At 39.3% G+C, this 14,796-nt stretch carries 14 protein-coding genes; 5 read left to right on the top strand and 9 right to left on the bottom strand.

Annotation, left to right across the window (positions count from 1 at the left end; genetic code table 11):
• Positions 1–77 precede the first annotated feature (77 nt).
• Positions 78–3,065, bottom strand: a complete 2,988-nt coding sequence (secDF, locus tag ACSQ7D_RS09375) for a protein translocase subunit SecDF (protein WP_437136059.1) — start codon at positions 3,063–3,065, stop codon at positions 78–80.
• Positions 3,066–3,750: 685 nt separating this feature from the next.
• Here secDF and ACSQ7D_RS09370 point away from each other — a divergent pair.
• The 5 genes from ACSQ7D_RS09370 (at position 3,751) to ACSQ7D_RS09350 (ending at position 8,811) form a co-directional block, all read left to right on the top strand.
• Positions 3,751–3,903: a hypothetical protein gene (locus ACSQ7D_RS09370; protein ID WP_155813351.1), complete on the top strand. Its 153-nt coding sequence runs from the start codon at positions 3,751–3,753 to the stop codon at positions 3,901–3,903.
• A gap of 36 nt (positions 3,904–3,939) precedes the next feature.
• On the top strand, positions 3,940–5,532 hold the full coding sequence (locus tag ACSQ7D_RS09365; RefSeq protein ID WP_437136057.1) for a peptide chain release factor 3: 1,593 nt from the start codon (positions 3,940–3,942) through the stop codon (positions 5,530–5,532).
• A 120-nt stretch (positions 5,533–5,652) separates the two neighbouring features.
• Complete coding sequence (locus ACSQ7D_RS09360; RefSeq protein ID WP_437136056.1) at positions 5,653–6,585, top strand: phospholipase A; 933 nt, start codon at positions 5,653–5,655, stop codon at positions 6,583–6,585.
• Positions 6,586–6,684: 99 nt separating this feature from the next.
• Positions 6,685–7,296, top strand: a complete 612-nt coding sequence (locus ACSQ7D_RS09355) for a TetR/AcrR family transcriptional regulator (protein WP_181463682.1) — start codon at positions 6,685–6,687, stop codon at positions 7,294–7,296.
• 168 nt (positions 7,297–7,464) lie between these two features.
• The gene (locus tag ACSQ7D_RS09350; protein WP_437136055.1) at positions 7,465–8,811 is read left to right on the top strand and encodes a TolC family protein; all 1,347 of its coding nucleotides are present in this window, start codon (positions 7,465–7,467) and stop codon (positions 8,809–8,811) included.
• Between the two features lie 78 nt (positions 8,812–8,889).
• Here the strand turns inward: ACSQ7D_RS09350 and ACSQ7D_RS09345 are convergent, their stop codons facing one another.
• From ACSQ7D_RS09345 to ACSQ7D_RS09310, 8 genes are all read right to left on the bottom strand, one after another.
• Positions 8,890–9,462, bottom strand: coding sequence for a DUF3109 family protein (locus tag ACSQ7D_RS09345; RefSeq protein ID WP_289013047.1), 573 nt, complete (start codon positions 9,460–9,462; stop codon positions 8,890–8,892).
• Positions 9,463–9,465: 3 nt separating this feature from the next.
• A complete protein-coding gene (gene recR / locus ACSQ7D_RS09340) occupies positions 9,466–10,086 on the bottom strand; it encodes a recombination mediator RecR (protein ID WP_009419002.1) in 621 nt (206 codons plus the stop codon).
• 15 nt (positions 10,087–10,101) lie between these two features.
• The gene (locus ACSQ7D_RS09335) at positions 10,102–10,569 is read right to left on the bottom strand and encodes a low molecular weight protein-tyrosine-phosphatase (protein ID WP_437136053.1); all 468 of its coding nucleotides are present in this window, start codon (positions 10,567–10,569) and stop codon (positions 10,102–10,104) included.
• A gap of 126 nt (positions 10,570–10,695) precedes the next feature.
• Complete coding sequence (gene nadD, locus ACSQ7D_RS09330) at positions 10,696–11,283, bottom strand: nicotinate (nicotinamide) nucleotide adenylyltransferase (RefSeq protein WP_437136051.1); 588 nt, start codon at positions 11,281–11,283, stop codon at positions 10,696–10,698.
• Positions 11,280–11,846, bottom strand: coding sequence for a guanylate kinase (gene gmk / locus ACSQ7D_RS09325; RefSeq protein ID WP_009421393.1), 567 nt, complete (start codon positions 11,844–11,846; stop codon positions 11,280–11,282). The genes nadD and gmk overlap by 4 nt, the downstream gene beginning before the upstream one ends.
• A gap of 28 nt (positions 11,847–11,874) precedes the next feature.
• Positions 11,875–12,729 carry a YicC/YloC family endoribonuclease gene (locus tag ACSQ7D_RS09320; RefSeq protein ID WP_053580767.1) on the bottom strand — a complete coding sequence of 285 codons (855 nt, stop codon included), beginning with the start codon at positions 12,727–12,729 and terminating at the stop codon, positions 11,875–11,877.
• A 165-nt stretch (positions 12,730–12,894) separates the two neighbouring features.
• Positions 12,895–13,923 (bottom strand): quinone-dependent dihydroorotate dehydrogenase, encoded by a 1,029-nt coding sequence (locus ACSQ7D_RS09315; protein ID WP_437136049.1) that lies wholly within the window; start codon positions 13,921–13,923, stop codon positions 12,895–12,897.
• 29 nt (positions 13,924–13,952) lie between these two features.
• On the bottom strand, positions 13,953–14,720 hold the full coding sequence (locus tag ACSQ7D_RS09310) for an alpha/beta fold hydrolase (RefSeq protein WP_437136047.1): 768 nt from the start codon (positions 14,718–14,720) through the stop codon (positions 13,953–13,955).
• Positions 14,721–14,796: the final 76 nt, after the last annotated feature.

Raw genomic sequence — 14,796 nt, 5'->3', positions numbered from 1 at the left:
TCACTTTTTTCTACCCGCATAGAAAAAGGGACTATCCTTTTTAGGAAAGTCCCTTTTATATATTCAGTAATTAGATATTACTTCTTAGATTGTTCTTTAGTATGGTCAGCTTCGTCCTTTACAGTATCGTAAATGAGAGGAGCTGCCACGAAGACAGAAGAGTAAGTACCGATGAAAACCCCGATAATCATAGCAAACATAAAGCCACGCAAGGTTTCACCACCAAAGATAAAGATAGTAACGAGTACTGCCAAAGTAGTGAATGAGGTGTTCAAGGTACGGCTAAGGGTAGCGTTGAGCGCGTGATTGATTTTCTCCCTTGACCAATGAGGCTCACGCATTACTTCCCTGATACGGTCGTAGATAATCACCGTGTCGTTTAGTGAGTAACCTACTACTGTAAGGATAGCTGCGATAAAGGCTTGGTCGATTTCCATATTGAAAGGCATAATGCTATAAGTGAGCGAGTAGATACCGAGTACCATTAGCACGTCGTGTGCTGAAGATACAATCGCACCCATAGAGAACTGCCATCTTCGGAAACGGAATAAGATATATAGACCGATTACAATAAGCGAACCGATAACTGACCAGAACGCACTGCTCTTAATATCTTCAGCGATAGTAGGCCCTACTTTCATAGATTGCATAATACCAATCTTATCAGTAGAAGTAGCTTTAGCAAAACTATCGAATGAAGTACCTTCAGGTAAGAATTTCTGTAAGCCTTTGTACAAGAGCTCTTGTATTTCATTATCTACTTCAGTACTTTCTTCTTGTACTTTGTATTTGGTAGAAATTTTAACTTGGTTAGGAGCACCAAAAGTCTTCACTTCCACATTTCCTAAAGTAAGTTTGAGTGCGTCGGCTACTTGGGTAGGGTTTACTTCTTTTTCAAAACGAATTTGGTAAGTTCTACCACCTACGAAATCGATACCTTGGTCGAGACCACGAGTAGAGAGAGAAATGATACCTATTATTGATAGGATAATAGAAAAAGCATATCCTATTTTGCGCTTGCCGATGAAGTTGAGATCTACATTTTTGAACCAGTTCTTAGTAATAGGAGTGGTGAAAGTAAGCGTATGTTTTTTCTCAACGCTATAGTCAATAAACAAACGAGTGATAAAGATAGCGGTGAACAAAGTAGTTGCAATACCAATAAGCAAGGTAGTTGCAAAACCTTGGATAGGACCACTACCAAAGAACAACAAGATAAGAGCAGTAAGTGCTGTAGTAATGTTAGAGTCTAAGATAGACGATAGGGCGTGTTTGAAACCATCAACCACTGCTTGATTGATGTTTTTACCTTTGCGCAGTTCTTCTTTCGACCGCTCGAATATCAGCACGTTCGAGTCGACTGCCATACCAATGGTAAGCACGATACCCGCAATACCAGGGAGCGTAAGTACAGCTTCTATACTTGCTAGCACTCCAAATATAAGGAGTATATTGAATACCAAAGCGAGGTCGGCATAAATACCGGCACGACCGTAGTAGAATATCATCCACGCAAAGATGAAGATAGTAGCGATAAGGAAAGAGTTCATACCACTATCAATAGCTTCTTGTCCTAAAGAAGGTCCTACGATTTCAGATTGTACGATATCAGCGCTTGCAGGTAATTTACCAGCACGGAGCACGTTAGCAAGGTCGACAGCTTCATTTAAAGTAAAATGCCCTGTAATTTCAGAGCGACCTCCTGAAATAGCACCTGTAGTTACTCCTGGTGCTGAATATACGATGTTATCGAGTACGATAGCAATATTGGTGTTTTGAGTAAATGCTTTACCTGTAAGCGCTTCCCAAATGCGGGCTCCTTTACCGTCCATTTGCATAGATACGGCAGGCTGGTTACGAACATCATAGGTTTGTTCGGCTTGGGTTACTACGTTACCTGTAAGAGGAGGGGTGTTATCGCGGTTACCTTTTAGGGCATAAAGTTCGATAAGGGAGGTCTTTTTATCAGGTTTACCCCAAGCGAATTTTACATACTGCAATGAAGCAGGAATCAAATGTTTTGCTTCAGGAGAATTGATATAGCTATTTACTTGAGCAGTATCTTTTAAACTTACTGTAAAAAGTACTGGAGAACCTTCATAAGAATTAGCTTTGATAAGGTCAAACAAAGGATTTCCTTTTCCTTGTTGAGTAGGAACAGAATCCTTCTTTACATCAGTAAGTAGAGAGTCGATAGCACTACTACCTGATTGAGTAGCGGCTGTGAGCGTATCTTTTACTTTATCTGTAGTTTTAGCAGTAGATTTAAGTTGCTCGTTGAGGGCTTGTAAATAAGGGAAAACATCAGTATTCTTATAAGTTTCCCAGAACTCAAGCTGAGCGGTACTTTGCAAGAGTGATTGCACACGAGTGATATCTTTAGCACCTGGAAGTTCTACAAGAATACGACCTGAGTTACCAAGGCGCTGGATATTAGGTTGAGAAACACCAAATTTATCGATACGTTTGCGCAATACCTCAAAAGCAGATACGATAGACTCGTCTACGCGTTTTCTGATGATAGGGCGCACCTCACTATCACTCATTTGGAAGTTGATTTGGTCGCTGAGAGTTTTATTAGCGAACACATCGGGGGAGGCTAATTTACCTCCGTTCTTAGCGTAAGCCTCGAAGAACAAATCCAAATAGGTTTTGTCGGTTTTGCGGAGCTGTTCATCGGCTTCGGCTAATGATTTGTTAAAGATAGGGTCTTTGGAGTTGTCAGCAAGACCTCTCAAGATGTCTTTTACGGAAATTTGCAGAATCACGTTGATACCGCCTTTAAGGTCAAGACCACGGTTCAATTCTTTAGCTTTTACTTCACCATAAGTGAATTTTGTAAAACCGAGGTTATAGACATCTTGCCCCATTTTATCGTCCAAATACTTCGCTTCTATAGCTTCGCGTTTAGCGATATAGTCAGCTTGAGTATTAGGCACTTTTGCCTCAGCGAATGCTTTGGCTTCATCTTCTACTCTACCTGCCACGTAAGTGAATGAAAGCTGATAAATACATATTAGCCCAAACAATATGGCAAATAGTTTCACAAGTCCTTTGTTTTGCATTTTTTTAATTAAATAATTTACTTATTTTATCTCTTCAAACGGCAAAGATATATATTTTACTGAACATAGAAAAATAAAGTCCTAAAAAAATATATTTTATTTACATTTGAAAGGCTGGTATAAGGGGTGAATGCTCTTATATATTTATTGATTATCAAATGGATAAATGAGTTTAATACCACAATGCCAAAAATGCTAATAATGCTAATAATACCGATTGTTTAATGGTTAATGATTAATGGTTAATGGTTAATTTGGGAGAAGCTTATAGGAAAGACGGTGCGAGCCACACGGGCAGTCGTAGCACGACAGGCAAATAAACAAAAGACGAACAAAAGACGAACAAAAGACGAACAAAAGACGAACAAATGACGAACAAATGACGAACAAATGACGAACAAATGACGAACAAATGACGAACAAATGACGGTGCGAGCCGCACGGGCAGATAAACAAAAGACGAACAAAAGACGGTGCGAGCCGCACGGGCAGATGGAGAAAGAACGAACAAATGACGGTGCGAACTGCACGGGCAGATAACTAATAAGCGAAGGAAGGGTGGGGGTACGTTGAGGTTAAGAGGAGGATTAAATTAAGGTAAAGTGAATTTTTTACTTATTTATGTCTCTTTTTGGAGTTTATTCACTACTTTTGCACCCGATTTTTGGATAAAATATTAGTAAGAATGAAAAGAATCTTATTAATATTCAGTGTGGTAGCGCTGTTGTTTACAACCTATGGTTGTTCGTATGTAAGCACTTACGAAGAATGTTCGACTAATAAGGTAACAGCATTAATGATAGTGAACTCGCTACCAATTATACCCTTTAAAAAATAGCAAATCAGCAAATTTGTCAATTAGCAAATTAACTTTATGTCTTTACAACAAGAAATACAAAAACGCCGTACCTTCGGCATCATCTCTCACCCCGACGCGGGAAAGACAACCCTTACCGAAAAACTCTTACTTTTCGGGGGGGCTATCCAAGAAGCTGGTGCGGTGAAATCGAATAAAATAAAGAAAGGAGCTACCTCCGACTTTATGGAGATTGAACGCCAACGTGGGATTTCCGTAGCTACTTCGGTGCTGGCTTTTAACTACAAAGAGCATAAAATAAACATTTTAGATACCCCCGGGCACAAGGATTTCGCCGAGGATACCTTCCGCACTCTCACGGCTGTGGACAGTGTAATCGTGGTTATTGACGTTGCCAAAGGGGTGGAAGAGCAAACCGAAAAACTCGTTGAGGTGTGCCGTATGCGCAATATTCCTATGATTGTGTTCATTAATAAGTTAGACCGTGAAGGGAAAGACGCCTTTGACCTGTTGGACGAAGTAGAACAGAAGTTGGGCTTAAAGGTTACTCCGCTGAGTTTCCCCATAGGGATGGGGTATGATTTCAAAGGGATTTACAACATCTGGGAGAAGAATATCAACCTTTTTTCAGGCGACAGCCGTAAGAATATAGAGGAGACTATTGCCTTCAACGATATTAACAGTCCTGAATTAGAGAAGATTATATCCGAACAATCTGCCGAGAACCTCCGTTCCGATTTGGAGTTAGTGTATGAAGTATATCCTAAATTTGATAGAGAAGCCTACCTCAAAGGAGACCAACAACCCGTATTTTTTGGCTCGGCATTGAACAATTTTGGGGTAAGAGAACTCTTGGATTGTTTTGTGGAAATTGCTCCTTCGCCCCGCCCGAAAGCCAGTGAAGAGCGCATCGTAAACCCTGAAGAACCTACTTTTACGGGCTTCGTTTTCAAGATTCACGCAAATATGGACCCTAACCACCGCGACCGTTTGGCGTTTGTAAAAATTGTTTCGGGCACATTCGAGCGTAATAAACCTTATTTACATACGCGTCTGGGCAAGAAGTTGAAGTTCTCCAGTCCAAATGCTTTCTTTGCCGAAAAGAAAGAAGTAGTGGATATCTCGTATGCGGGGGATATTGTGGGTTTGCACGATACGGGAAACTTTAAGATAGGCGATACACTTACCGAAGGTGAAATATTGCACTTTAAGGGGATACCGAGCTTCTCTCCTGAGCACTTCCGCTACATTAACAATGCTGACCCACTGAAATCTAAACAATTAGAAAAAGGCATTGACCAGCTAATGGACGAAGGGGTAGCACAGCTCTTTAAGTTAGACTTCAACGGTCGCAAAGTAATTGGGACGGTAGGAGCACTCCAATACGAGGTGATTCAGTATCGATTAGAACACGAGTATGGGGCAAAGTGTAGTTATGAAAACTTTCCTATTTATAAAGCTTGTTGGGTAGAGACGCCTGAAAACCCCAAAGATGCTGAGTATCTTGATTTCTTACGCGTAAAACAGAAGTTCTTAGCACGCGATAAGCAGAATCAATTAGTCTTCTTAGCCGACTCAGCTTTCTCTATTGAGATGGTAAAACAAAAATATCCGAACTTAAAGTTGCACTTTACATCGGAGTTTGAGTAAGAAGAAGTATTGATATACATAAAGTATCAGAATAGAAAAAGTTTCCTCATATTAAAATGTAGGAAACTTTTTTTGTTTATAAAGTTTATTTGCTGTACTTTTGCACCCGCAAAAAACAAAATGATGAAATACACTTTATTTATAATGCTCTTGGCTATTGCAACACCTATTTTTCCTCAGGAGGTGGAGAATGACACATTGCAGGAACTTCCTAAGACAGGAATAAAAGCCGATAGAAGAGCCCAGTTAGAGAGGGCTATTTCTAAGCTATGGGAGCTTGACCGAGAAGACCAAAGAGGTACTTTTAAATTTGTGGATTACTTACCTATGTACGTAATGCCTTTCCGTTTTACGGATAAACCTACGGAACAACCTATAAGTTTGAACCCCGACCGCCCTATACCTGAATGGCGCGACTACCAGCACGTAGAGTTAAAATTTCAAGTGAGCTTAAAAGCTAAGATTATGCAAGATGCTTTTGGGAAGGGTGATGTGTGGGTAGCTTTCACTCAGCAATCGTATTGGCAGATGTACAACGGTGAGCTTTCACGTCCGTTTAGAGAAGTGAATTACGAACCTGAATTGATATTTACTTATCCGCTGAATCTCTCGGTGGGGAATTTTAAAATGAAAATGGCAGGACTATCCGTAAACCACCAATCTAATGGTAAAGAAGCGGCACATTCGCGCAGTTGGAACAGAATTATTTTATCAGGTATTTTCCAATGGAATGATTTAATGGTTAATAGCCGTTTTTGGTGGCGTTTCTCAGAAAAGGCAAGGGAAGATGACAATCCCGATATTGAGAATTATATAGGACGTTGTGAATTGAGCATTGCTTACCCCTTCCGTAAAAGTGTTTTTAATTTGCGAGTGAGGAATAATTTAAATTTTAATCATAATCGCGGACACGTAGAGCTGAACTGGGTATATCCACTGAGTCGCGACCTGCGTATTTTGTTGCAAGCCTCTCACGGTTATGGTGATTCTCTTATCGATTACAATTACAAACAAACTATTGTGGGAGTAGGCTTTACTTTCTTGAGTCTTTAAACAGATAAGAAGTAAGAGGTAAGAGGTAATAATGGAAACTTTTTTTGTTTATTAAGTTTTTTTGTTATACCTTTGCCCCCGAATTTAAAGATGAGAGAGATGAAAGAAGAAATCGTGAAAAGAGCCTTAGAGGAGTTTATGCACTATGGGTTTAAGAGTTTTACTATGGACGACTTAGCTCATAAGTTAGGTATGTCTAAGAAAACACTGTATGAGTTGTTTCCTTCTAAGACAGATTTAGTAGAGAGTACTTTAGACTACGTTTTGCAGATGACTTGTAAAAACATAGAGAACTTTGTACAAGGAGAGGGTTCAGTGATAGAGAATGTTTTTAGGAATGAAAGAACAGTTCAAACTACATTCAATATAAAAAGTGGTCGTCCTATTTGGGAATTGCAAAAATACTATTCTAAAACTTATGAACGAATGGATAAGGAGTTTATAGAAGCTGACTGTCTTTTTGTGGATAAAGTAATGGAAAGAGGTATACAGGAGGGACTTTTTAGAGAAGATATCAATCTTAAATTCTTTAAGATTTTCTATACGGCTGTACAACGAATGAAAGCACAATCGGAGTTATTTCCTGAAACTGAGTTTTCTTTTTGGGAAACTATTTATACTATTATAGAGTATTTTTTCAGGATACTTGTGAATGAAAAAGGACTCAAAGAATTGGAACGAGTGCTTAAGGAGGTAAAAGATAAAAGGTAAAAGGTTAATTTAATACTATAATACTAAAAATGCCAATAATACTAATCATCAGAGGTGAAAAAGTAAGATCAGCGAGAGAAGGGTATCTGAATAAACAAAGTAAAAAGAAGTTACAACAGAATTAAAAAGACAATATAAATAAGCCTATTAATAGGCAATACAATTATTATGAAAAAAATCATTACGAGTGCTTTGTTGTTCCTCAGTTTTATGAGCTTTGCACAACAAAAAGAATTGACTTTAAAAGACGCTATTCGTTATGCTTTAGAAAATAAAGCGGACGCTGAGAAAGCGCGATTGGAAGTAACCAAAAGTGAATACAAAATACAAGAAGTACGCGCTAACGCACTGCCTAGTATTTCGGCTTCGGGCGGTATGGTGTACAACCCTAAGTTACAAGCTACTTATATTGATGCCAGCACTTTTCCTTTCCCGGGTATGTCCGCAAGTAATGAGCCTATAAAGATGGAAATGGGGCAAAAATGGTCGGCTAATGCTGAGGCTAAACTTACCCAAGTATTGTTTAATCAAACGGTGTTTATGGGCTTGAAAGCGGCTCGTACGACACGTGAGTTTTATATGCTTAACCAACAGCTTACCGAGAATGAAATCATTGAGAAAGTAGCACAAGCCTACTATCAAGTATACCAAACCCGACAAACATTAGAAAATATAGAAAGTAATTTGGCTCTTACCGAGAAAACGGCTAATGTTGTAAAAGGATTAAATCAATCGGGATTAGCAAAAAAAATAGACGTTGACCGCACTACTGTAGCTGTAAATAATCTCAAATCGGCTCGCCAACAAGCCCTTAATGGGGTACAACTCTCGGAGAACGCGCTCAAATATATGATAGGTATGCCAATGAGTGAAGCAATTACTTTGCCTAAAGAAGGCTTTGAAGCCAATTACGATTTGGCTTTTGAGAAAGGTAATAGCAATACTCGTATAGAGTTACAAGTACTCGAAAAGCAAAAGCAACTCCTTGACCTCAATACCAAAGTACAACGCGCAGCACTTTATCCATCATTAGCATTGCAGGCTACTTATGGTTATTTGAGTATGGGACCCAAAACACCGATTATTTACGGCAAGAAAGATAAAGTGTACGGAGCTGATTATTCGGCTATTACATTGGGACTTAAAATACCTATATTTTCGGGTTTTGGTACACGTGCTAAGATACGCCAAGCACAGATAGAAAGTCAAGCGCTTGAAGCGACCCTTAAAGACACTCGTTTGGCAATGGATTTGGCTTATGAGAATGCCCACAGTAGGCTTACTAATAATCTTCTTACTATTGATTCGCAAAAGGAGAATGTAAAGCTTGCAGAAGAGGTATTGCTCAACACCCAAAACAACTACCAACAAGGTTTGGCTTCGCTTACAGATTTATTGGAAGCAGAACGCTCTTTATCGGATGCTAAGAACAATTATACCAATGCTTTGTTGGACTACAAATTAGCAGAAATACAGTTGCTCAAATCACAAGGGAAGTTAGAGACAATGAAGTAAGAAATCCCATAATATCTATATAAGAAAGAGACAGTACAATATTAAAAGTACTGTCTCTTTTATTTTGTTATTTGTATGTTATTTTTTCAAGTGCTCAGCTATAAGCTCTAACTCTTGATACCACTCTTCTCCAAACTTTCTAATAAGAGCCTCTTTTACGAATTTGTAGATAGGCACTTGTAACTTTTTACCTAAGACACAAGCATCATCGCATATAGGACTCCAACGATGGTAATTGACTGCTGTGAAGGAGCTGTACTCTTGTAATCGTATAGGATATAAGTGACACGATATAGGTTTCTTCCAGTCTATCTTTTTATCGTTATATGCTTGCTCGATAGCACAAAGAGCCCAACCTTTTTCATTGCGTACTACATAAGCACATTCGCCTCCATTGATGAGAGGAGTTTCCCATTCGCCGTCTTCTCCTTTGATGTATACTCCTTGTTCCTCGATAGCTGTACGACCTTCCTCGGTAAGGTAAGGAGCTACTTCGGGATAAATGCGCTTCATCACTTTTAGTTCGCTTTCTTCTACGGGTGCTCCTGCATCACCTTCTATACAACAAACACCTTTACAAGCATTAAGGTTGCAAACAAAATCGCAATCTATGATATCTTCCGAAATAATGGTATTGGCTACTTGTATCATATTTTAAACGGCTTTAATAGCTTTTTCAAAGGGAATGCGCTGAGTAATACTTCTGCCCAAAGTTACCTCATCAGTATATTCGAGTTCGCCTCCTACGGCTATGCCTCGGGCAATGGTAGAAATGGTGATATGGTAAGGCTCTACTTGTTTGTAAATATAGAAATTGGTAGTATCGCCCTCCATTGTATTGCTCAGAGCGAGGATTAACTCAGTTACTTTACCTGTCTTTACTTTTTCTATCAGTGAGGCAATGTGTAGATTGGAAGGAGCGATGCCATCGATAGGGGATATTTTGCCTCCTAAGACGTGATACTGACCAAAGAATTGCCCTGTGTTTTCTATTGCCATTACATCTCTAAAATCTTCTACAACACAAACGACTCCCGTATCACGCATAGGGTTAGCACATATCTCACACAAATCTACATCGGAGATGTTGTGGCAGTTTTTACAATACTGGATATGGGTGCGTAAAGCCACAATAGCTTGTGCCAATTGTAGTGATTGTTCTTCGGGTTGTTTGAGCAGGTGCAAGGCTAAACGCAAAGCCGTACGTTTGCCTATACTAGGCAATTGGGCTATTTCGTAGACGGCGTTTTCTAAGAGTTTAGATGAGAAGTCCATTTTAGGAGATAGTAGTTAGGGGTTAGGAGATAGTTTGTGAGCAACTTTGGTGCAAGCCTCGTCAATGAGCTGATAGACGTTTTCGAAATCAGCTTCTGTGCCGTAATAAGGGTCGGGGATTTCGTGTTGTGTCATTCTACCCAAAGCATCAGCTAAGAAATGTACTTTAGCACGCTCTTTTTCGTTCTTAGCAAGCCGGATAACGTTTTGGTAATTGCTTTTATCCATTACGAAAATATAATCGAAAAGGGCAAAATCTTTGGCTGAGAACTGACGACCTCTAAGCATAGAGATATCTACTCCGTGTTTTTTGCCAGAGGCGATAGAACGAGTGTCAGGAGCATCGCCTACGTGATAGTTGGCGGTACCAGCTGAATCTACTTCAAAGTTATCGGAAGGGAGTTTGCTCCTCATCACGCCTTCGGCTAAAGGAGAACGGCAAATATTGCCTAAGCAAACCATTAGTATTTTCGTTTTTTTCATATATTAAAAGAGATAAGGCTTACGCCTTAGAAATTAAACAAAGAGATTATTGGTTTTAACTTAGCCAAAGTGTGAAACTTTGGCTAAGTGTGTGACGCAAAAATGTTAGTTGTTACTTGTCAATTGTTAATTGAAATAGAGTCCTAATTTATCAATGTATTGCCATACTTTTTCGGGGAGGAGCGGGCGTATATTGTGCCCAGCTTTGATTTCTTCACGGATAAAGGTGGCTGAGAGTTCGATGATAGGGGCGGGTACACGGGTGATATGCGGGTGCTCAGTTAAAGCTTCGGGCACTGTACCTTCTGAAATACGAGGATAGACGTAAATAGAGTAATTTGCTAAAATATGCTCGTAGTTCTTCCATTTGTGAAAGCTTTTTAGGTTGTCTTCCCCCATAATTAGGGCAAAGTTAGTATTAGGGTGTTTTTCCTCTAAATAGGCTAAGGTATTAACTGTGTAATTAGGTTGTGGCAAGTGAAACTCGATGTTTGAGGCGCGTAACTTGGGATAGCTCTCTATTGCCAAATTGACCATTTCCAATCGCAAGTGGTTGTCTAATAACGATTGTTTTTCTTTAAACGGATTTTGAGGTGTTACTACAAACCACAGTTCGTTCATTGCACTATGCTCCACCAAATGATTGGCGATAATGAGATGCCCTATATGAATAGGGTTAAACGAGCCAAAGAATAAGCCTATTTGTTTTTTCATCGGTTGATAAAATCGGTTACTATGCGCTCTGCTTCTTGTAGGGCTTGTTGTAGATTATCGTTTTTGATAATCACATCAAACTGGTGAGCAGTTGCCATTTCTTGTTCGGCTTTGTTGAGACGCATTTGTATTTTCTCCTCTGTTTCGGTCTTACGGTTGCGTAAGCGTTCTTCTAAGGCAACAAGGCTTGGCGGTTCAACAAATACTGCTAAGGTTTGCCCAGGATATTGTTGTTTGAGACGGAGACCTCCTGCGACATCAATATCGAATACCACATTCTTTCCCATTGCCCATAGGCGCTCTACTTCTGATTTTAATGTGCCGTAATAACAACCTGTGTATACCTCTTCCCATTCCATAAATTCGTTGTGCTGAATACGTTTTTTGAATTCATCAGCAGAAAGGAAATAGTATTCTTTGCCGTGTTGTTCTTCACCACGAGGTGCACGAGAAGTAGCCGAAATAGAAAAGGCTAAGTTTAGTTTTTCGAGCGAGAGTAAATGCCTCACTATGGTAGTTTTGCCGCTCCCAGAAGGAGCTGAGAAAATAATTAGTTTGTTCATTTTTAGGTGTCAGGTGATAGGTGTCAGGTTACAGGACGTTTAATACTTGTTCTTTAATCTTTTCGAGTTCGTCTTTCATTTGGACTACTAACTGTTGCATAGGAGCGAAGTTAGCTTTTGAACCTAAGGTGTTGATTTCTCTGCCTATTTCTTGTGCAATAAAACTCAATTTACGTCCGTTAGAATCTTCGCTGTGAAGGGTTTCGAGAAAATAGTCTAAGTGTTTTTTGAGTCGGATTTTTTCTTCTGTGATGTCCAATTTTTCTAAGTAGAAAATGAGTTCTTGCTCAAAGCGGTTGGCGTCTACACTCTGGATATCAGCTACCGCTTTTTCCAAGCGTTCGCGAATGAGCGCTAAGCGTTCACTGTCGAGAGCTTGTACCTCTTGCAGTAAGCTATCGATGTTACTAATACGCAAAACGAAGTCTTTTTCTAAAACTTTACCTTCTTGAATGCGGAAGGTTTGCAAATCGGTAATGGCGAGGCTGATATGTTCGAAAATAGCTGAAAGTTCTTCTTCGGAAACACTTTCGGTGGTGGTTTGTAAGGCATCGGGCATACGTACTGCCATTTTTAGCAGTTCGGTAAGGTCACCATCAACAATAGTACGCATTTGCTCGATATAGGATTTTACGATATTAGGATTGATTTTAGAAGGTGTTTGTGTACCTGTATTTTCTACAAAGATACTAAAATCTACTTTCCCGCGCAAGAGTTGCTCGGCAATGAGTTTACGGAAATCGAGTTCTTTTTCGCGATACGCTTGCGGAATACGTGTATTGATATCAATACTCTTACTGTTTAGGGATTTGATTTCTATACTAATATGTTTATCGGTGAGAGATAGTACACTCTTGCCAAAGCCTGTCATTGACTGTATCATAATATCGTTTTTGAAAATAAGTGCAAAGGTATAAAATAATTAGTAATTGACAATATTTGTGAGGTGAGTATGTTTATAAAATTTCATCAAGACTTTTATTTCATCAATGCGTTTGGTTTGTATCGGTGAATTAAGAATCGCAAATAACAAATAACGAAAATAATGCTAATGTTGGTTAGAATTAGCAATTAGCTGTTTATTAATACGTTTTATGAGACCTGCGCCTTCGTAAATGAAACCTGTATAGAGCTGGATAAGTGAGGCTCCTGCTTCTAACTTTTCGAGGGCATCGGTTTCACTAAATATTCCTCCAACGCCAATGATGGGAAATGCGTGGTTGCTCTTTTCACTTAGAAAACGTATTACCTCAGTGGAGCGATTTTTTAGAGGTTTCCCACTGAGTCCGCCGGTTTCTTTTTGATTACCAGATACTAACCCTTCTCTACCAATCGTGGTGTTGGTAGCTATTACGCCTGCAATATGAGTTTCTTGTACGATTTCGATGATATCTAACAGCTGTTCGTCGGTAAGGTCAGGGGCGATTTTTAAGAGGATAGGCTTAGGGTTTTTATGGGTTAGGTTTGTGTTTTGCAAAGTGCTTAAAAGCTGTTTAAGTGGTTCTTTTTCTTGTAATGTACGCAAATTAGGAGTATTGGGAGAGCTTACATTTACTACAAAATAATCGACATAATTAAAGAGTTGTTCAAAACAAATCAGGTAATCGTTTACGGCTTCTTCATTTGGGGTAGTTTTATTTTTACCAATATTTCCTCCTATCAGTACATTGGTGTTCTTTTTAAGGCGCTTTACAGCAGCTTCAACTCCTTCGTTATTAAAGCCCATACGGTTTATAATTCCTTGGTCTTCTATGAGTCTGAACAATCGCTTTTTTGGGTTTCCCAGTTGTGGTTTAGGGGTAATGGTTCCGATTTCGATAAAACCAAAACCTAAATTGGCTAACTCTTTGTACAATTTAGCATCTTTATCTAATCCTGCGGCTAATCCTATGGGATTTTTGAAGTGTAGCCCAAAGACTTCGCGATGTAGAGAAGGGTGTTCTACATTGTATATTTTGCGAATGAGCAAAGGCACTAAGGGGATTTTGTGAACAAACTTTAAGTATTTAAATGTAAAGTGATGAGCTTTCTCGGGGTCGAGACTGAAAAGGAATGGGCGAATAAATAGCTTATACATATCTTGGAATTTGAGAAAAGGAGTTAAGATTAGGGTTGTGCCATAAAATTGCGCAAGGCTTCTATGGTTTCGGCTTCGTTTTCAATATATACTAAATGTCCGCCTGAAAGCAAGGTATAGCTTGCGCCTGCTTTTTGGGCTAATGCTATCAAACTATCGGAAGGGATAAGAGCGTCTTTTTTACCCATAATGATATGCTTTTTAGCGGTTAGTTGTTCAAATAGTTCAGTGCGGTCGGGGCGTTGTTTCATTCCTAAGGAAGCTGCTTTGATACCTTCGTTAGGGGTGCGCATTGCTATATCGATTAGTTTGTTGAGCGCGGGTTTCATCAGTGTTTTGTTTTCATCGCTAAATAGGTTTGTAACGGCAGTGCGCACGAAGAGTTCTTTTTCTTCATCGATTACTTTCAGCACCCGGTCTCTATTTACTTTTTTCTCTGGGGAATCGGGTAGGGTAGTGGAGTTTAACAATACTATTCCTTCTACTTTTTTGGGGAATAACTCGGCAAAGGCTAAGGCTACATAACCTCCCATTGAGTGCCCCACGATGGTGCAATGTTCTATTTCTTCTTTTAGTAAGATATCGTTTACTTGGTTTGCCATCATTTCCATTGTGTGTACTGGGGCGATAGTGGGGCTCTGCCCGTGCCCTAAAAGGTCGATGGATAGTGTGAAATATTCGGTAGAGAGAGCTTTAGTAATAGGTTGCCATATAGTATGGTCTTCTAAAAAGCCGTGAAGGAAGACAATTGTCTTATTCTTTCTTTTTCCTTCTTTTTGATAAAATGACTGTTTCATTGTGATAATTAGTTTGTTAGGTACTTTTTTGGGTTTGTTTTGCTATTGTTGTAAGAGCTTGATAGTTAAGGGATAG

It is taken from the genome of Capnocytophaga sp. G1920 (genome assembly GCF_051417515.1).
The sequence above is the reverse complement of the archived record's forward strand: the minus strand, read 5'-3'. Positions and strand labels throughout refer to the sequence as shown.

Bases quoted from the DNA above. Each gene is read 5' to 3' on its own strand.
- secDF (WP_437136059.1), bottom strand. From the start codon at position 3,065: ATGCAAAACAAAGGACTTGTGAAACTATTTGCCATATTGTTTGGGCTA.
- ACSQ7D_RS09370 (WP_155813351.1), top strand. From the start codon at position 3,751: ATGAAAAGAATCTTATTAATATTCAGTGTGGTAGCGCTGTTGTTTACA.
- ACSQ7D_RS09365 (WP_437136057.1), top strand. From the start codon at position 3,940: ATGTCTTTACAACAAGAAATACAAAAACGCCGTACCTTCGGCATCATC.
- ACSQ7D_RS09360 (WP_437136056.1), top strand. From the start codon at position 5,653: ATGATGAAATACACTTTATTTATAATGCTCTTGGCTATTGCAACACCT.
- ACSQ7D_RS09355 (WP_181463682.1), top strand. From the start codon at position 6,685: ATGAAAGAAGAAATCGTGAAAAGAGCCTTAGAGGAGTTTATGCACTAT.
- ACSQ7D_RS09350 (WP_437136055.1), top strand. From the start codon at position 7,465: ATGAAAAAAATCATTACGAGTGCTTTGTTGTTCCTCAGTTTTATGAGC.
- ACSQ7D_RS09345 (WP_289013047.1), bottom strand. From the start codon at position 9,462: ATGATACAAGTAGCCAATACCATTATTTCGGAAGATATCATAGATTGC.
- recR (WP_009419002.1), bottom strand. From the start codon at position 10,086: ATGGACTTCTCATCTAAACTCTTAGAAAACGCCGTCTACGAAATAGCC.
- ACSQ7D_RS09335 (WP_437136053.1), bottom strand. From the start codon at position 10,569: ATGAAAAAAACGAAAATACTAATGGTTTGCTTAGGCAATATTTGCCGT.
- nadD (WP_437136051.1), bottom strand. From the start codon at position 11,283: ATGAAAAAACAAATAGGCTTATTCTTTGGCTCGTTTAACCCTATTCAT.
- gmk (WP_009421393.1), bottom strand. From the start codon at position 11,846: ATGAACAAACTAATTATTTTCTCAGCTCCTTCTGGGAGCGGCAAAACT.
- ACSQ7D_RS09320 (WP_053580767.1), bottom strand. From the start codon at position 12,729: ATGATACAGTCAATGACAGGCTTTGGCAAGAGTGTACTATCTCTCACC.
- ACSQ7D_RS09315 (WP_437136049.1), bottom strand. From the start codon at position 13,923: ATGTATAAGCTATTTATTCGCCCATTCCTTTTCAGTCTCGACCCCGAG.
- ACSQ7D_RS09310 (WP_437136047.1), bottom strand. From the start codon at position 14,720: ATGAAACAGTCATTTTATCAAAAAGAAGGAAAAAGAAAGAATAAGACA.